Origin of the sequence: Amycolatopsis pigmentata (assembly GCF_042684065.1) — a bacterium.
In the GTDB taxonomy this organism is placed as follows: domain Bacteria; phylum Actinomycetota; class Actinomycetes; order Mycobacteriales; family Pseudonocardiaceae; genus Amycolatopsis_E; species Amycolatopsis_E pigmentata.
The window spans coordinates 394,015-410,408 of record NZ_JBHUKR010000006.1 but is presented as its reverse complement, the minus strand read 5'-3'; the positions used below and the strand labels follow the sequence as shown (position 1 = coordinate 410,408).

The following is a 16,394-nucleotide window of genomic DNA, read 5'->3' as shown; positions in this document are numbered from 1 at the left end:
CAATATGTGCAAACCAGGCGGTCGACCGGTACGCACCGTAGTAGGCCGGGAAGATCAGCAGCAGTGCTCGCCGCGCCAGGCCTCCCGGCCCTCCTTCACCGCGACCACGGCGATGACCAGCGCCACCGCCGGGTCGGCCCACGACCAGCCGAACAAGGCGTTGAGCAGCAACCCGATCAGCAGGATGCCGGACAGGTAGGTGCACAGCAGGGTCTGCTTGGAGTCGGCGACCGCGCTGGCCGAGCCCAGCTCCCGCCCGGCGCGGCGCTGGGCGACCGACAGCAGCGGCATGACCAGCAGCGAGACGGCGGCCAGCACGATGCCCACGCCGGAGTGTTCGGCCTGCCCGGCACCGAAGAGCGAGCGGACCGACTCGACGGTGACGTAGAGCGCGAGCGCGAAGAACGAGCCCGCGATCACCTTGAGCGCGGCGCGCTCGCGGGCCTCGGGATCCGAGCCGGAGAACTGCCAGGCCACCGCCGCCGCGGAGGCGACTTCGATGACCGAGTCCAGCCCGAACCCGATCAGCGCGGTCGAGTCGGCGGTGGTACCCGCCGAGATCGCCACGATCGCCTCGATGATGTTGTAGGTGATCGTGGCCGCGACCAGCAGCCGCACCCGCCGCGAGAGCACGGCGCGGCGCAGGGCCTCACCGCGGTCCACAACCACCATTCCACTGTACTGTCGCCGACCGGAAGCTCCGGGGTCACCAAGGCGCTGATCGGCTTCAGGCGAGGGTGAGGATCAGTTTCTGCAACGGTGCCCGGTCGGCCCCGGCCTCCGGTGAGCCCGCTCGCTCGTCCGCTTCGAGCTTCACCGGAGCTCCTCGCTTCCCCCGGTTCAGGCCTGCTCGGCCGCGACCTGCCTGCGCACCTCGTCCATATCGACCGTGCGTGCCTGCTCGATCAGTTGCTCCAGCGCCTGCTCCGGCAACGCGCCCGGCTGCGCGTACAGCACCACACCGTCACGCACGATCATCAGCGTCGGGATCGAGGAGATCCCGAACGCGCCGGCCAACTCGGGCTGCGCCTCCGTGTCCACCTTGCCGAACACGACATTGCCGTGCTTCTCCGAAGCCCGCTCGTAGACCGGGGCGAACATGCGGCACGGACCACACCACGACGCCCAGAAGTCCAGCAGCACCATGCCGTCGGTCCCGACGACATCGTCGAAGGTGTCCTTGGTCAGCTCCACGGTTGCCATATCTCTCTCCTGTACATACCGGCGGGGGTATCTTGAAGACAGAACGCGGAGAGCCGTGAACTCATTCCCCGGCGACGAAAAGGAGGCGCGATGCACATCGGCATCAGCGTGCGGGTCACGCTCCCCTTCGACCAGGCCGTCGAGCGGACCCGTGCCGCGCTCAAGGAGCAGGGTTTCGGCGTGCTGACCGAGATCGACGTCCAGCAGACCCTGCGGGAAAAGCTCGGCGAGGAAACCGAACGCTACCTCATCCACGGCGCGTGCAACCCATCACTCGCCCACCGCGCCCTCGACGTCGACCGCCGGATCGGCCTGCTCCTGCCGTGCAACGTGGTGGTCCGCGAGGGTGCGCAGGCCACGATCGTCGAGGCGCTGGACCCGGAGATCATGGTCCGCGCCACGGGTGAGCCGGGATTCGAACCGGTGGCGACCGAGGCCGCCGCCCGGTTACGCAAGGCCCTCGACACGATCGCCTCCTGAACGCACAAGCCAAGACTCGCAGTCGCGGGTCGGGAAGTTGCCGACCAGCCACACGTTCGCCCAGATCGAGCGCTCGGCGACGATCAGGAGGACCCCGAGGGTGCCGATAGCGCGGAGCAGCGTCCGTTCCGCCGGGCGGAGACGTCGCTGAGACCGTCGATGCGGGCGGTCATCGGTTCGTCTCGGTGGTGATGTGCGCGAACAGGCCCGGTTGTATCCGGGTGCGGACACCCTCGGCCCACCCCGCGTCGACCTGGTCGACGTCCATCGCGGCGCCGGCGTTGAGCAGCATCCCGAACGCGAGGAACGTCTTCACGGTCACCGGGTCCAGGCCGGTGCCGTCCTCGGCCGCGCCCCACATCCGCGCGAAACACGACCGCACCGCATCCCGCACCTCCGGGTCACCACACGCGGCGAAACCCTGAAGCTGCAACAACAACCCGGTCCGATCGGCCAGCAGGTCGAAGTACTGCGCGCCCATCGCCGAGAGCGCATCCAGCCCGGTCTTCCCCTCGGCCACCTCCCGCATCTGGTCGCCGACGCGCTCGAACGCCGCCTGGATCAGCTCCAGGAACAGGGCTTTCTTCGTCCCGAACATCCGGAAGACATAGGCCTGCGTGATCCCCGCGGCCTTCGCGATCGCCTCCGTCGACGCCCCGTGCAACCCGTGTTCCGCGAACTCCTCCGCCGCGATGGCCAGCACCTGCGCACGGCGTTCCGTTCCCCTCATCCGTCCAGCCACGGGGACGAAGTTACCAGTTACTAACTACTAACGGACCCCAGGGCAGGGTGACATTTCACTTCCAGGACGTGAGATACGCCGACCCGCCTCGACCTTGCACGGGGCCGCAGGCATACGCGCCGGCCCAGCCGGCGGCGACAAGCCCGTCATAGACATCGGACTCAGACGAGAGGTCGGTGCGCAGACTGGTCGTCCAGATGATGAAGTTGCCGATGTGGCGGAAGGCGCCGCCCTCCCCCGTCTTCGGATCTATCTTGTTTTCCTCAGCGCACGGAACATGTCCCACCCCGTTCAGGGGGCATCAGAGCGTTTGAAGAACGAGAACACCAAGACGGCCAGAATTCCGAGCGTGCCAAGGATTCCGCCGGCCGTCGCGTACTTTCTCCGGTGTCGCCGGTCTATCCGTAAGGAAAACCCGTTCGAGGAAGGCTCGTTCCGCTCAGGCCCTTCACATTGCCCGCGCTCAGTCCGCATGTGCTGTGTTGCGGCCTGGTGGGTGTTGCGCGCGATGACGAACTGGTCCGCATCGTGCCGTACGGAGCGCGTGGGCCGTGGCCTTCGGGCACTCGCCAATGCTTCCGCGGTGGCTGTGAAGACGGCTCCAAGGGAGAGCCCCGCGCCTTCGCGAGGCAAACCGGCCTCGATCGTGTCGACCAAATGCTTCGTGAAGTAGGTCTGTACAGGCGCTCCCGGCTCGCCGGGTTCGAACCAACCCGTGTAGTAGGGCTCACAGGCCGCCATGGTGAACGCGCCGGTCCCCGCCGTCCGGTCCATGATCTCGGCTGCGGTGCCGGACAGTGCCTGCCCGGATTTCGTCGCGATTCCCGAGTAGCAGCAGTCAAGGATCACGATCTTCGTTTCCGCGTCGCACGCGAGAAGTGCCTGCCGGACATGCCGGAACTGCAGACCCGCCGTCAAGCGCAGCGACGAAGCTTCGTAAGGGGACTCGCCCAGCGCCAGGCACAGTTCATCGTCATAGATTTGGCCGTGCCCCACGAAATAGAACAGCGCCACATCGGTGATTCCCTGGTAGAGCCGCATAAGGCGGTGGGGAAGGTTTCCGCACTCACGTTCGTTGCCGATGACCTCGACGCGGTCCTCAGGCCAGCCGCACAGCGGCCCGGTCAGCAGATCGGTCATCCGGCCGAGGCTGTTGCGGGCGGCGGGATCGACCGACTCCAAATACTTGTAGTCCCAGGTACCGATGAGCGCGGCGCGCGAGTCGGCGTAGACGTGCAGTGGGTCAGCGCTCGTCATCGAGCAGCTTCTTCAGGATGGGCAGGACCTCCTCCACATTGGTGGCCTCGATGCTCACCTTCTGCCCACGTGCGGTGGCGTCGATGCGGATGCCGGAGCGGCGCGAGCGGATGAACTCGGGCAGCGTCTTGATCGCCGAGCTCAGCACGGTGCTGCTCGCCAACACGGTCAGCACCTCGATGACGCCGAGTTCGCCGCGTGTCGAGCGCGGCGCGGTCAGTTGCGCATCCAGCCCCGGCCGCTGTGCGCGCAGCCATGTGCGCAGCGCCGTAAGGTCGGCCGGGTCGGACGCCTCGAATACGAGCCGTGTCGTACCGCGCGGATCCCCCACTGAAGCCATAACGTCCCCCTCTTCCCTTGCCGGAGGTCACATTGTTTCAGGCAACGGCCCAGGGGTGCGTCGTAACGGCCGTGGGAGTGTTCACGACCTCGAGACCGTGGCTTGGTGGAGGGCCACCGTGCCGTCGGCAGCCGAAGTCTCTGACCATTTGCCGGAGTCCGCGGTCCAGGTGCGCCCGTCGACGGTGACGCTGTCCACGCCCAGTCCGGCCGCGTGTGCGACCAGCCAGCTGCCGATGGCCCAGTCCCGGGCCAGGTTGTGCGGTCCGCTGAGCTTGCCGGTGCCCCATTCGGCATCCGCGGTCCGGGCCAGATCGGCGGTGGGCCCGGTGATGGTCAGGTCGTGACAGCTCAGTGTGGCGGGGGCCTCCCCGGTGAGGGCCACCGCGATGGCCCGCGCCTCGTCTTCCCACTGGGCATAGGCCTGCGGTGCGGCCGAGTGCTGAACCAGTTGGGCGGCTTGGGTGACGCTGAGCTGGGTCCAGCCGGCTTGTGCGCTCAGGTGCCGGTAGAACGCTGTGGAAGCGGCGACCGGGTCGGTGATCTGCGCGTAGGTGCCCCAGCCCTGGCTCGGTCGTTGCTGGAAGAGGCCCGCCGAATCCCGGTCACCGCCGGGCAGATTGACCAGCCTCGACTCCTGGAGCGCGGTCGCCAAGGCGACCGAGACCGCATGGTCGGGCATGCCCATCTTGGCGCCCACCGCCGCGATGGTCGCGGCGTTGCCGGCCTGTTCCGGGGTGAGCTCGAAGGCCCCGGCGGCCGGGTCTGTCGACATCGCACCGGCGTCACTGACCACGGCGACCACGCACCCCGGCGACGGCTTGACCGGCCGACGGGTCGCCCACCACACGACGACGCCGCCCAGCACGACGAGCACAGTCACCAGCGCAACGCCTCGCAGGACATTCCGCACCGTGTTCTCCCGACCCCAGATCAGCTTGCCGCGTCGGTAAGACGTACTGGCCGGGCGGACGTTGCGTTCTCCCTGCGCGTACCTAAGCTACGGCATGATCACGGCGCTCGCGCGTCCCTGGGGGCGGCCGCTCAGTGAGGACCGTTCTTGACCTAGCCCGAGGGCGAACGCGATGTGCCGGCGGCGGTCGGTGCAGTCGCCCGACGGATACCGGTGCCCGCGCAGGCGGAGCACCATCTTCCACGCGGCCGGCTCCGCCGCCCCGCCGTAGGGGAAGAACGCACGAAAGGTGCAAGGGAATCTCATGACTCGCCAGTCCGGCCCGGTTGTGCGCACCGCGCAGGGCGCGGTGCAGGGCTCGTTGGAGGAGAACGTCTTCGTCTTCCGCGGCATGCCTTATGCCGCGCCTCCGCTGGGCGCGGACCGTTTCGCGGCGCCCCGGCCGCATCCGTCCTGGGACGGGGTGCGCGATGCCACCGCGTTCGGGCCAACCGCGCCGCAAGCCGAGCGCGACCTGGGCGACCTGGACATGTCGCCCTACTTCGGTTCCGGCTGGATCCAGGGCGAGGACTACCTGACCGTGAACGTGTGGACCCCGCACTCCGCCGCGGCGAATCTGCCGGTCATGGTCTTCGTCCACGGTGGTGGGTTCGTCGCCGGGTCAGCCCGTGCGGACCTCTACGACGGCAGTGCCTTCGCGCGCGACGGCATGGTCCTGGTGACGTTGAACTACCGGTTGGGCATCGTGGGGTTCCTCGACCTGCCCGGAGCGCCCGCCAACCGGGGCCTGCTGGACGTTCTCCAGGCACTGCGGTGGGTCCAGGAGAACATCCGGCAGTTCGGCGGAGATCCGGACAGGGTTACCGTGTTCGGCCAGTCCGCCGGCGCGACCATCGTGGGCGCGCTGGTGGCGAGTCCCGAGGCGCGGGGGCTGTTCAGCCGCGCGATCGTGCAGAGCGGGAGCGGCCTCGGAGCCTTCACGACGGAACAGGCCCTCCGGGTGACCCGAGCGGCCGCCGAAACGCTGGGCGTTCGACCGCACGCCGCCACGTTCGCCGCCATCCCCGACGAACGTCTGGTCGCGGCCGCGTCGCGGTTGGCCGGCCTCGACCTGCGGACCGGCACCCACCACGATCCCTTGATCGGCCTGAGCGCGTTCAGCCTGGTGCTGGACGAGCAGCCCGCCCATGCGGTGGCCGCCGGCCGAGGGACCGAGGTCGACCTGCTGATCGGCGTCAACACCGAAGAAGGCAACCTTTACCTGGCTCCGCCCGGCACCTACGCCACCTCCACCACCGCGGACGTGCACGCCGCCGCGGAACGGTCCCATTTCGCGCCCGCTTCGCTCGTGGATACCTACCGAAAAGCACGGCCTGAGGCCCCTGACGGCGCCGTGCGCTCGGCGATCATGGGCGACGCCCTGTTCGGCGCGGGCAGTTGGGCCCTGACCGAGGCGCACGCCGCGCGGTATCCGCGGTCGGGCACCTACAACTATGCGTTCGCTTGGCGCTCCGGGGCCCTCAACGGCGAGCTGGGTGCGGCGCACACCGTGGAGTTGCCCTTCGTCTTCGATGTGGTGGCTCTGCCACGACTGCACGGCGCGAAAGCACTCCTCGGTCCGGGAGACCCGCCTCCCGATTTGGCCCGCCGAATGCACGGGGCCTGGATCGACTTCGCGGAGACCGGCTCACCGGGCTGGGACCGCTACGACCCCGCCCGCCGGGTCACGATGATCATCGACACGGAATGGAGGCAGGTGGAAGACCATCGCGCCGCGGAACGGCAGGCCTGGAACTGAAGCCGCCCGGCGTCGGCCGCGGGTACGGTGGTGGAAAATCCGAAGACGCCCTTGTTGGAGATCGCAGTGTCAGTCCCCGCAGCGTCTTGGGGCGACCAGCCAGGTTCGTCCATGCTGGTGGGACGCGACGCCGAGCTGGCACGCCTGACCGAGGCGGTAGGGTCCGCGCCCACCGGAGACAGGGCGATCATCGTCACCGGCGATCCGGGATCGGGTAAGAGCTCCCTGCTGGGCGCTGCCGCGCAGTACGCCCGGAACCTCGGACAGAAGGTCCTCCACGCCATCGGCAGCGAGTCCGAGACGCATCTGGCCTTCGCCGGTCTCCATCAGTTGCTGCGCCCGGTGCTCGCCGAGGCGGACAGTCTGCTGGAGGGCCAGCGGGCGACCTTGCTGGGTGCGGTCGGAGCGCGCCCCCTGCCCGGTTCGCCTGCTCCGTGGGACGTGGGCATCGCGGTCCTGACGCTCCTTTCGGATCTGGCGGAACGCACCCCTCTGTGTGTCGTCGTCGACGACGTGCAGTGGATGGACCGCGCCTTTCTGGACGTGCTGTCCTTTGTCGCCCGCCGGCTGGAGAACGAGCCGGTCACTCTGCTGGTCGGTGCGCGCGGCAGTGACCCCTTGCCTGGTCTGGACCAGTTACCCCAGAGGGTCACGCTGGGCCCACTCGACGACACCGCGGCGATGCGGGTACTGGCCGCGCAGCCGGTCACCCTCACGGCCTGGGTTCGCCAGCAAGTACTCGACCAAGCCGCCGGCAACCCGCTGGCCCTTCGCGAACTGGCACGGGCCGCGGCGGCGGACCCAGCGGTGCTGCAGGGCGGATCGGTGACCGGACCGTTGCCGGCAAGCGAGCGTCTGGAGAGCATCTTCGCCGGTCACCTCGACGAACTCCCGGAAGCTTCCCGTCAAGCGCTGGTGCTGCTGGCGGCCGCCGATACCGCTGATCCGGCCCGTCACGTTTCCGCGGTGCTGCCCGGCACGGACGACGTCTGGCTGCCGGCGCAGCGCAGGGGGCTGGTGCGCCGGGCCGGTGACCGGATCGTGTTCCGCCACCCACTCGTCCGGTCGGCCGCCTACCACCGGTCCTCCTTCGAGAACCGGCGCTCGGCGCATCTGCGGCTGGCCGCGGCGATGGAGGACGAACCTGATCGCCGAGCCTGGCATCTCGCGGCCACGACCTTCGGGCCGGACGCCGAGATCGCCGCGGAGCTGGAACGGACCGCCGAGCGCGCCCGGCGCCGTGGCGGTCATGCGGCGGCAGGCGCGGCCCTGGAACGCGCGGCCTCGCTCACCACCGACCGGGCGGACGCCGCACGGCTACTCGTCGCCGCCGCCGAAGCCGTCATTTTCACCGGGGACCTCGGCTGGGTGGAAAGGCTGTCCGCGAAAGTGCGCTCGCTCAGCGAGGACCCGGCTCTTCTGCGTGCCACCGATCTGCTCGTGGGCGAGTTGACGGCCCTCACTGCGCACCACGGCATGGCCTTTTCAGTCCTGTCGCGGATCGCGCGGGGGCAGGTGGACACCGACCCCGCGGCCGCGCTGGCGACCCTCTCCTGGGCCGCCGTCGTCTGTTTCTATTCGGGTAGCGAGGCGCAACGCCTGGAGGTTCAGACCCTCCTGGCCGGCCTGCCATCCCAGACCGATGACGTGGCGGCCCGTTGGACCGCCACCGTCGTGGAGCCCTTTCGCGACCGCGCCGCCGTGGCGGCCCGGTTGCCCTCCCTCATCGCTGAAGCAGGAAGTCAGCCCGACCGTCTGATCATGATGGCGATCGTGGCGTGGCTGCTGGACGAGCCGGTGCTCGCCGTCCGTGCCTTCGACGACGCGCTGGCCTTGTGGCGGACCAGAGGGCCGCTGCCCAACGGACTGGGCTGCGCAGCCGCGCTGGCCTATTGGGAACGCGGACACTGGTCCCAGGCGCGCGCCGTGTGTGACACCGTCGCCGCGCTCGGACAGGTGACCGGTCTGGTTCACGCCGTGGCGTGCGCGGATGCCGTGAAGGCCATGGTGTCCGCGCCGCAGGGCGAAACCGCCCGCGCACGCCGTCTCGCCGAACAGACACTGGAATCCATCGACCCGGACGTGAGTCGTTCCGTGGCCGCCTACGCGCGCCGGGCGCTCGGAGCGGCGGCGACGGTGGAAGGCGACTACGAAACGGCTTACCGGCACTACCGGCTGCTGTTCGACACTGACGGCACGGCCACCCATTACCACGCCTGCTACCCGGCTGTCGCCGAACTCGCCGCCGCGGCGGCACGAACCGGTCACGCCGGGGAGGCCGCCTTGATCGTCGAGCGGTCCGCGAAGCAGGTGGGCGAGGACGTCTCCCCGCGACTGGCGGCGGTGTTCAGCCGGGCCCGTGCCCTGCTGGCCGATCCGCAGGACGCCGAGCCCCACTTCAAAGATGCCCTCGCGGACGCGGCGCTCGCCCCGTGGCCGTTCGAGCGGGCCCAGACGCTCCTGGAGTACGCCGAATGGATGCGCCGCCGACGCCGGATCGCCGAGGCAAGGCCACTGCTCATCTCCGCGCTGGAGGTGTTCCGCCGCGTCGGTGCCCAGCCTTTCGTCGATCGGGCGGAGGGCGAGCTGAGGGCATCCGGCATGCCCGTCGCCGACGCGATGCCGGATGCGATCGCCGGCCTGAGCCCTCAGCAACGGCAGATCATCCGGCTCGCCGCCCAGGGGCTGACGAACCGGGAGATCGGGGACCGGCTGTTCTTGTCCCCCCGCACCGTCGGTTCGCACCTGTACCGGACGTTCCCGAAGCTGGGCATCACGGCACGCGCTCAGCTCCGTGACCTGCTGGCGGTCATGCCGGACGGGACGGCGGGACGGGAGTGACGCTGACCTGGGGCGACAGCCTGGTCCAGGCCAGGTCCGCCGGGTCGGCGGCCATCAACCCGGGAGCCTTCGCGACCAGGATGTGGGCGGCCATGGGGGCGAAGTCACCGCGGAAATGGACGGAGCTCTTGACCACCACGATCCGTTGGCGCTCGGGCTCGATGCCGACCATCCGGAACAGGTTGCGGTCGAACACCTGGGTCCGCCCGGTGGTGACGGCGATCCGCACGGATCCACTGCGCAGGCACGCCGACGGGCCGAGGTCGACGACGTTGCCGTGCATCATCGGCCCGTCGAACCGGCAACGGCCCTCGGACAGGTGCTCCACCACGTACTGGCCGTGCGCCGCGGTGTCACCAGGAACCTCCGGGTCACCGCCGAGATCGAGGGTGATCGTCGCGCCGGTTCCGGCCGCGTGCGCGGCGGCCGCCGCCTCCGGGTCGGTGAACAGGCCGATCGCCGCCGGCCCCGGGTCCGCGGCCAGCAGTGCCTTGAGCATTCCGGTGGTGCGAGCGCTGCCACCGACTCCCGGGTTGTCCTGGGTATCGGCGATGACGACCGGTCCGTCGGCGCTGAGCCGGATCGCCTCGGCGACGGCCCGCCGCGGATCGGGCAGCGAAACCGCCCAGTCCGATGCCAGTCCGGTGACCTGCTCGTGGACCCGGTGGACCCGCTCCGCCATGTCGTCCGCGCCGTAGCCGAACACCACGGGCCCGCAGTCCGGGATGTCGGCGGCCGGGAATCCGGCGGCGAACGACATGCCCTCGGTCAGCCCTCGGTAGACGGTTCCGGCGGGTTCAAGGTCGGTGCAGCCGGCATTGATCGGGATCAGGAACGGCACCCGCCGCCACTCCGGTTTCAGCTTCTCCCCTGCCAGCCGCCGGGTGAGCAACGCGGCCGCGCGGGCGCCGGTCTGAGCCATGTCGAGGTGCGGGTAGGTGCGGTAGGCGATCAAGGCGTCCGCCGAGGCGAACATCTGCTCGGAGGTGTTGGCGTGCAGATCCAGGCTCGCTACGACCGGCACCTCCTCGCCGACGATCGCGCGCACGCGGCGCAGCAGTTCGCCTTCTCCGTCGTCATAGTGTTCGGTGACCATGGCGCCGTGCAGATCCAGGTACACCGCGTCCGGTTCGGCGGACCGGGCCGCGTCGAGGATCTCCCCGGTAATGCGCTCGTAGGCATCGGCGGTGACCGGTCCCGACGGTGACGCACCCGCCCAGATCACCGGCAGCACGCTCACGTCCCGCATCGCGGTGAGGAAACCTCCGATCGGCACGTTCACGTTCGCCAGGCGCAGCACGTCCTCACCCCGGCACAGAGCCGGAAACCCTTCCCCGTTCTCGAAATTGGCGTAGCCCGCGGGGGTTTTCGCGAAGGTGTTGGTCTCGTGCTGAAAACCCGCGGCCAGGATCTTCATCGTTTCTCCGTTCGGCATGTCGTCGGGTTTCGGCCACGAACCCCGGCTCCGTTGGTGGCGGGAGGATTGTCAGTCCCGGGCCGGGCGGCGCAGGACCGCGCCTTTCTGGATCGGGCCGACCAACACCGCGTACTGCCCCAGCCAGCCACGCTCGGCAGCGGGATCACCGGCGGTGACGGGCTTGCCGTCGCGCACCGGGTCGGCGTCGATCGACCGCGCGTCGAGGTCGATCGAGACGGTGTCTCCGTCCTCGACTCCGGCGAGTGGTCCGCCGTCCGCGGCTTCGGGCATGACCTGTCCCACGACCAGGCCGTGGTTCAACCCGGACAGTTCGCCGTCGGTGACGACGGCGACCCGGCCGCCGAGACCCGCGCCGTTGAGCGCGGCGACGAAGCTCGCGGCGAAGACCGTGCCCGGGCCGCCACGTGGGCCCATGCCGCGCAGGACGATCACGTGCCCCGGCTCGATCCCGCCGTTGCCCAGTGCGGTGATCGCCTCGTCCTCACCGGCGAAGACCTTGGCGGGTCCGGAAAACTGGCGGCGCGCCGAGCCCACCCCGGCGACCTTCACGATCGCGCCGTCGGGTGCCAGCGAGCCACGCAGGATCAGCAGCCCGGGTTCGTCGGCGATCGGTTTCTCCAGCGGATGCACCACATCGCCGTCCGGTTCGGTCGCGCCGGCGATCAGTTCGGCCACGGTGACACCGGCCACCGTCAGCGCGTCGGTGCGTAGTCGCGATTCCAGTGCGCGCAGTACCGTCCGCACTCCGCCGACTCGGTCGAGGTCCCACACCTGGTGCGCGCCATTGGGCCGGATCGCGGCGAGTTGCTTGGCGCCGCGGCCCTTTTCCTCGAACAACGCGACGACATCCAGGTCCAGGCCGGCCTCCGCGGCCACGGCCGTCAGGTGACGCACGCAGTTGACCGAGCCACCCAGCGCCAGCGCGACCTCGACCGCGTTCTCGATGGCGTCGCGGGTCAGCACCTTCCGCGCGGTGAGTCCTTCGCGGACGAGTTCGACCGCGCGCCGTCCCGCGGCTTCGGCACGTTCGAGCATCCGCTCGGAATTCGCGCGCGTCGGCGCCGAACCGGGCATCGTCATGCCCAGGGCTTCCGCGAGCACATGCATGGTGTTCGCCGTCGCCAGGCCCGCGCACACGCCAGGCCCGTCAATCGCCCGGTCCGCCATCTCGCCCAGTTCGGCCACGCTCAACCGTCCACTTGCGACCGCGCCCACCGATTCATAGACCGAGTCGATGTCGATCGAGCAACCGCCGAACGTTCCCCCGCGCTGGTAGCCACCGATGACGATGACCGAGGGGAGATCGAGCCGGGCCGCGGCCATCAGATGGGCCGGCGTCGTCTTGTCGCAGCTCGACAACAACACCATGCCGTCGAGCTGTGCTCCTTCGACGGCGGCTTCGACGTCGTTGACGATCAGGTCCCGGGTCGGCATCAGATAACGCGCCTTGCGGCCCGCGCTGGTCACGAAATCCGACGGCGCGGTCGTCCTGATCTCCAGTGGCAGCCCGCCCGCCTCTTCGATCGCGCCGGCGACGCTCCGGGCCACGTCGTCGAGGTGCGCGAAGCACACCGACAGCTTCGACGAGGTGTTGACGATCGCGATCTTGGGCTTCTGCTGGTCTTCCGCACTGATGCCCATCGCGCTCCACTGCGCCCGGCGTACGGCCCAGCGCGTGGTGCCGGGTTCGAAGTTGCTCCGCAAGGGATTCATCACGAATTCTCCTGTCCGGAAAGGGAAAGAGCGCTTCCGTTCGCCACCATGGCGGACCGGACCTCCCGGCCGTCGACTTCCCGGTAGGCGATGTCCTTGTCGAGTGACAGCGAAGTCGCCACGGCGGCGGCGTGTCCGTACTCGAAGCACTGCGCGGTGACCCGTGCCGAGGCGAGTGCCTCGTGTTCGGCGCTCAAGCAGCGGCCCGCGACGATGATGCCTTCACCGCGCTCGGGCACCAGCGCGCCGTAGGGCACCTCGTAGTAGTCGTCCAGCAGCCAGACCAGCTTCGGCCGGTCGCCGGCGTGCAACTCGATCGGCCAGGGCACCCGGCAGATCCCGTCCCCGCGCTTGCGTGCCGAGAGAACGTCCTCATTGGACAGTCTGTCGGCCCCGGCGATCGTGCGAGTCTGCCGGATCCCGGCCTCGACGCCGGTGTCGACGACGAAAGCGTCTTCACAACCCGGGATCCGTTCGGTCAGCACCCGCGCGTACGACCGAACCTGGCGTCGTCCCAGGATCTCCGCCTCGGTGAAGTCCGCCGGGTCGATCACGTTCAGCATCCGCCCGTCGCGGCCCACCAGCCGGGTCGCGTTGACCATCAGCTCGCCTGGCCGGGGGGTGGTGAAGATCCAGATCTTCTGTCGCGGCAATTCCATGCCCGAGTTCCGCGCCCGGACGATCTCTTCGGTGACGTGCGGGGGACAGATCGTGTCCTCGCCGTAGTACTCGCGGAACCGTTCGACGTCGACATTGCCGAGACGGAAGAACATGGTGGGGTTCTGGATCACGCCGTTGTCGCCGAAGGTGTAGCGATATCCGGCCCGCGCGATGACGGCGGCGTCACCGGAGGCGTCGATCGTCCGGGAGGCGAGAATCATCGCGCGGCCCGCGTTCGACTCGACCACCACGCCTCGGTGCGTCTCGCCATCGAGGACGACACCCGTGACCGCGGTGTGGAACAACACGCGAACACCGGCACGCTCCAGCAGATCGTCGGCGGTTTCCCGCCATACCAGCGGATCGTGCGCGACGGTCCAGGTCTTGCCGTAGACCTGAGGCTCGGTGAGTCCGCCTCGGGCGAGCAACCCGGCCCGGAAACGTTCGGTGAATCCGGCCACCACCTGGCGCGGCTCCCGGTTCTCGTCCGAGGCCAGATACATCCCGCAGATCGTGCCGGACATCCCGGCGACCGCCGCGCCCCCGGCGAACCCGTATTTCTCCACCACGAGCACCGACTTGCCGGCCTCGGCGGCGACGACCGCCGCGGCCACCCCGGCCGCTCCGGCTCCGACCACGAGCACGTCGACCTCGGCCAGCACACCGAGCCCCTGCTCCGGTCCGGACCCGGCGAGGGACCACCGCGATATATCGGTCATGTACTGGTTGTACATCGAGGCCCACGGTAATGTCCAGTGCGAGCGGACAGTGAGCAGGAGGCGACCTGTGGCGAACAAGGCCGATCAGGCCTACGACGTGCTGGAAAGCATGATCACGTTTCAGGATCTCCCGCCCGGGTCCCTGGTGTCGGAGGCCAGGCTGATGGACCGCACCGGGCTCGGCCGCACACCGGTGCGCGAGGCGCTGCAACGGCTGGCGCGGGAGCGCATGGTCGAGATCCACCCGAGCCAGGGCGTGTTCGTCGCGCCCACGTCGATCGAGGCGCAGCTCAAGGTGCTCGAACTACGCCGCTCCATCGAGGACCTCGCGGTGCGCCTCGCCGCGAGCCGGGCCACCGCCGGCCAGCGCGACCACATTCTCGCGCTGGCCGACGTGCTCGCGCAGTTCGACGGTGACGACCCGCGTGAGTTCGGGAATCTGCTCAAGCGGACTCACACCCTGATCGTCGAGGCCGCCCACAACGAGTACCTGTCGGTGGCGATGGCCCCACTGCAAGGTCTCTCCCGGCGATTCTGGTTCGCTCATCTCCGCGACCCGAAAACCGAGCTGCGCAAGGCGGCCGACCTCCACGGCGACATCCTCCGGGCGATCTGCCACGGCGATGAGGCCAAGGCGTCGGAGGCCTCACTCCGGCTGAACGACTACCTGACCGATTTCACCTACCGCACACTGCGGAACCAGTAGTCACCCGTTCTCCGAACCCAGTGCAGTCAGGTGTCCCATACCGCCGCGGGGCGCCCGCCACCAGAGTGGATCGCGTGCGACGACGAAAGGGCACGCATGACCACTTCGAACGGAAACGCCTCGCGGCACCAGGTCACCACGATCGAACTGGGTGACGTCACGATCTCCCGCGTCATAGAGTTCTCCGACACCTCGCCGTTGACACCCGAGGTGTTCCTCCCCAACAGCAAGCCCGAGGAGTGGGAGCGGCACGCCGCCTGGCTGGATCCGCATCACTGGAGCCAGGAAACCGACCTGGTCCGGGTCGCGACGCAGAGTTGGGTACTGCGCAGCGAAGGCAAAGTGATCCTCATCGACACCGGAGCCGGCAATGGCAAGTACCGTCCGCTTCAGCCGATCTGGTCCTACCTGAGTACCGACTACCTCGGCAATCTCGCGGCGGCAGGTGTCCGGCCCGAAGACGTCGATCTGGTCGTCAACACCCATCTGCACGACGATCACGTCGGCTGGAACACCCGGCTGGACGGCCGGGACTGGGTCCCCACCTTCCCCAACGCGACGTATCTCATGCCCAAGCCCGACTTCGAGTACTGGCGGCCGGAGAACCTGCCGAACACCGCCTTCGGCAGGGGTAACCAGAACGTCTACGAGGACAGCGTCGACCCGGTGATCGCGGCCGGCCTCGTCAAGACCTGGGATGACGCTTACCCCATCGACGCCAACCTCCGTCTCGAACTGGCCCCCGGCCACACACCGGGTGCGTCGATCATCCATCTAGAGTCCGGCGGCGACCGGGCGATCTTCGCGGGCGACCTGCTGCACTGCGCGATCCAGATCCACGAGCCGCACATCAACAGTTGCTTCGAGGAGGACGAAGACGCGGCACGCGCGAGCCGGGCACGCATGTTCGCCTATGCGGCCGATCACAACGCCCTCGTGCTGCCCGCTCATCTCCCCGGACACGGAGCCTTCGAGATCCGGCGTAAGGGAAACAGCTTCGAAATCGCGGGCTGGGCGCCCTTTTCGCGCACCTGACCCGAGTCCACCAGCGAAAGGAGCCGCCATGTCCGTCAAATCCACCGAAACTCCGTCGGCATCTCTCGACGTCACTCGCTACCTGTTCACCCGGCAGGCGTGGGTGGCCGCCGGCCCGGCGCAGGTCTACGAACTCATCAGCACGGTGTCGAACATCGGCAAATGGAGCCCGAACGCGATCGAAGCGCGTTACGACGATGGCGCCGGACCGGTGGAGGGAGCCTGGTTCAGCGGACGTAACCGCAGGGCGGGCAACGAGTGGGAAAGCCGTTCTCGGGTCACCAAGGCCGAACCCGGCGTGGAGTTCACGTATGCCGTGCTCGGGTCCGTTCCCGTGCCCATCGTCGAATGGCGCTGGACGTTCAGACCACACGGGTCAGGGACGCTGACCACATTGAGCTGGCGGCTACTGGAGGCTGACCCCGTCCTGGGCAGCACCTACGAGGAACTCGATCAGCTCCGCGACGCCACAGTCGGCAGTGTGGAGGCGACGCTGGCGTCACTGGCGAGTTGGATCGCCGACCAACCGCCGGCCCACCGCTGATCGGGC

At 68.9% G+C, this 16,394-nt stretch carries 16 protein-coding genes; 6 read left to right on the top strand and 10 right to left on the bottom strand.

What is annotated here, in order from left to right; all coding sequences use genetic code 11:
- Positions 1-54: 54 nt before the first annotated feature.
- Positions 55-672 (bottom strand): cation transporter, encoded by a 618-nt coding sequence (locus ACFSXZ_RS09765; RefSeq protein WP_378263549.1) that lies wholly within the window; start codon positions 670-672, stop codon positions 55-57.
- A gap of 168 nt (positions 673-840) precedes the next feature.
- A complete protein-coding gene (gene trxA / locus ACFSXZ_RS09760; protein ID WP_378263547.1) occupies positions 841-1,203 on the bottom strand; it encodes a thioredoxin in 363 nt (120 codons plus the stop codon).
- A 90-nt stretch (positions 1,204-1,293) separates the two neighbouring features.
- Here trxA and ACFSXZ_RS09755 point away from each other — a divergent pair, with 90 nt between their 5' ends.
- Positions 1,294-1,683 carry a DUF302 domain-containing protein gene (locus ACFSXZ_RS09755; RefSeq protein WP_378263545.1) on the top strand — a complete coding sequence of 130 codons (390 nt, stop codon included), beginning with the start codon at positions 1,294-1,296 and terminating at the stop codon, positions 1,681-1,683.
- Between the two features lie 169 nt (positions 1,684-1,852).
- On the opposite strand, the gene ACFSXZ_RS09750 is transcribed toward ACFSXZ_RS09755, so the two are convergent.
- From ACFSXZ_RS09750 to ACFSXZ_RS09730, 5 genes are all read right to left on the bottom strand, one after another.
- Positions 1,853-2,425: a TetR/AcrR family transcriptional regulator gene (locus ACFSXZ_RS09750; RefSeq protein WP_378263543.1), complete on the bottom strand. Its 573-nt coding sequence runs from the start codon at positions 2,423-2,425 to the stop codon at positions 1,853-1,855.
- Positions 2,426-2,716: 291 nt separating this feature from the next.
- A complete protein-coding gene (locus tag ACFSXZ_RS09745) occupies positions 2,717-3,682 on the bottom strand; it encodes a caspase, EACC1-associated type (RefSeq protein WP_378263541.1) in 966 nt (321 codons plus the stop codon).
- Positions 3,669-4,022, bottom strand: a complete 354-nt coding sequence (locus tag ACFSXZ_RS09740; protein ID WP_378263539.1) for an effector-associated constant component EACC1 — start codon at positions 4,020-4,022, stop codon at positions 3,669-3,671. The genes ACFSXZ_RS09745 and ACFSXZ_RS09740 overlap by 14 nt, the downstream gene beginning before the upstream one ends.
- An 81-nt stretch (positions 4,023-4,103) precedes the next feature.
- Complete coding sequence (locus ACFSXZ_RS09735; RefSeq protein ID WP_378263537.1) at positions 4,104-4,934, bottom strand: hypothetical protein; 831 nt, start codon at positions 4,932-4,934, stop codon at positions 4,104-4,106.
- 87 nt (positions 4,935-5,021) lie between these two features.
- Positions 5,022-5,240 carry a hypothetical protein gene (locus ACFSXZ_RS09730; RefSeq protein WP_378263535.1) on the bottom strand — a complete coding sequence of 73 codons (219 nt, stop codon included), beginning with the start codon at positions 5,238-5,240 and terminating at the stop codon, positions 5,022-5,024.
- On the opposite strand from ACFSXZ_RS09730, the gene ACFSXZ_RS09725 reads away from it, so the two are divergent.
- Both ACFSXZ_RS09725 and ACFSXZ_RS09720 read left to right on the top strand, forming a co-directional pair.
- Positions 5,239-6,732, top strand: a complete 1,494-nt coding sequence (locus ACFSXZ_RS09725) for a carboxylesterase/lipase family protein (RefSeq protein WP_378263533.1) — start codon at positions 5,239-5,241, stop codon at positions 6,730-6,732. The two genes, ACFSXZ_RS09730 and ACFSXZ_RS09725, sit on opposite strands and share 2 nt — an antisense overlap.
- 111 nt (positions 6,733-6,843) lie before the next feature.
- A complete protein-coding gene (locus tag ACFSXZ_RS09720) occupies positions 6,844-9,573 on the top strand; it encodes a helix-turn-helix transcriptional regulator (RefSeq protein ID WP_378263531.1) in 2,730 nt (909 codons plus the stop codon).
- Here the strand turns inward: ACFSXZ_RS09720 and ACFSXZ_RS09715 are convergent.
- From ACFSXZ_RS09715 to ACFSXZ_RS09705, 3 genes are all read right to left on the bottom strand, one after another.
- Positions 9,542-10,990, bottom strand: coding sequence for a M81 family metallopeptidase (locus tag ACFSXZ_RS09715; RefSeq protein WP_378263529.1), 1,449 nt, complete (start codon positions 10,988-10,990; stop codon positions 9,542-9,544). The genes ACFSXZ_RS09720 and ACFSXZ_RS09715 overlap by 32 nt on opposite strands.
- A gap of 69 nt (positions 10,991-11,059) precedes the next feature.
- Positions 11,060-12,724: a dihydroxy-acid dehydratase gene (gene ilvD / locus ACFSXZ_RS09710; protein ID WP_378263527.1), complete on the bottom strand. Its 1,665-nt coding sequence runs from the start codon at positions 12,722-12,724 to the stop codon at positions 11,060-11,062.
- Positions 12,724-14,103, bottom strand: coding sequence for an FAD-dependent oxidoreductase (locus ACFSXZ_RS09705; protein WP_378263525.1), 1,380 nt, complete (start codon positions 14,101-14,103; stop codon positions 12,724-12,726). Before ACFSXZ_RS09705 ends, ilvD begins: the two co-directional genes overlap by 1 nt.
- Before the next feature lie 67 nt (positions 14,104-14,170).
- Between ACFSXZ_RS09705 and ACFSXZ_RS09700 the strand changes: the two genes are divergently transcribed.
- The 3 genes from ACFSXZ_RS09700 (at position 14,171) to ACFSXZ_RS09690 (ending at position 16,388) form a co-directional block, all read left to right on the top strand.
- A complete protein-coding gene (locus tag ACFSXZ_RS09700) occupies positions 14,171-14,809 on the top strand; it encodes a GntR family transcriptional regulator (RefSeq protein WP_378263523.1) in 639 nt (212 codons plus the stop codon).
- 96 nt (positions 14,810-14,905) lie between these two features.
- Positions 14,906-15,844, top strand: coding sequence for an MBL fold metallo-hydrolase (locus ACFSXZ_RS09695; RefSeq protein ID WP_378263521.1), 939 nt, complete (start codon positions 14,906-14,908; stop codon positions 15,842-15,844).
- A 28-nt stretch (positions 15,845-15,872) separates the two neighbouring features.
- Positions 15,873-16,388 carry an SRPBCC family protein gene (locus ACFSXZ_RS09690; RefSeq protein ID WP_378263519.1) on the top strand — a complete coding sequence of 172 codons (516 nt, stop codon included), beginning with the start codon at positions 15,873-15,875 and terminating at the stop codon, positions 16,386-16,388.
- Positions 16,389-16,394 lie beyond the last annotated feature (6 nt).

Excerpts from the sequence above, each read along its gene's own strand:
- ACFSXZ_RS09720 (WP_378263531.1), top strand. The coding sequence starts at position 6,844 with ATGCTGGTGGGACGCGACGCCGAGCTGGCACGCCTGACCGAGGCGGTA.
- ACFSXZ_RS09690 (WP_378263519.1), top strand. The coding sequence starts at position 15,873 with ATGTCCGTCAAATCCACCGAAACTCCGTCGGCATCTCTCGACGTCACT.
- ACFSXZ_RS09695 (WP_378263521.1), top strand. The coding sequence starts at position 14,906 with ATGACCACTTCGAACGGAAACGCCTCGCGGCACCAGGTCACCACGATC.
- ACFSXZ_RS09755 (WP_378263545.1), top strand. The coding sequence starts at position 1,294 with ATGCACATCGGCATCAGCGTGCGGGTCACGCTCCCCTTCGACCAGGCC.
- ACFSXZ_RS09765 (WP_378263549.1), bottom strand. The coding sequence starts at position 672 with ATGGTGGTTGTGGACCGCGGTGAGGCCCTGCGCCGCGCCGTGCTCTCG.
- trxA (WP_378263547.1), bottom strand. The coding sequence starts at position 1,203 with ATGGCAACCGTGGAGCTGACCAAGGACACCTTCGACGATGTCGTCGGG.
- ACFSXZ_RS09730 (WP_378263535.1), bottom strand. The coding sequence starts at position 5,240 with ATGAGATTCCCTTGCACCTTTCGTGCGTTCTTCCCCTACGGCGGGGCG.
- ACFSXZ_RS09745 (WP_378263541.1), bottom strand. The coding sequence starts at position 3,682 with ATGACGAGCGCTGACCCACTGCACGTCTACGCCGACTCGCGCGCCGCG.
- ACFSXZ_RS09705 (WP_378263525.1), bottom strand. The coding sequence starts at position 14,103 with ATGACCGATATATCGCGGTGGTCCCTCGCCGGGTCCGGACCGGAGCAG.
- ACFSXZ_RS09715 (WP_378263529.1), bottom strand. The coding sequence starts at position 10,990 with ATGAAGATCCTGGCCGCGGGTTTTCAGCACGAGACCAACACCTTCGCG.
- ACFSXZ_RS09725 (WP_378263533.1), top strand. The coding sequence starts at position 5,239 with ATGACTCGCCAGTCCGGCCCGGTTGTGCGCACCGCGCAGGGCGCGGTG.
- ilvD (WP_378263527.1), bottom strand. The coding sequence starts at position 12,724 with ATGAATCCCTTGCGGAGCAACTTCGAACCCGGCACCACGCGCTGGGCC.
- ACFSXZ_RS09740 (WP_378263539.1), bottom strand. The coding sequence starts at position 4,022 with ATGGCTTCAGTGGGGGATCCGCGCGGTACGACACGGCTCGTATTCGAG.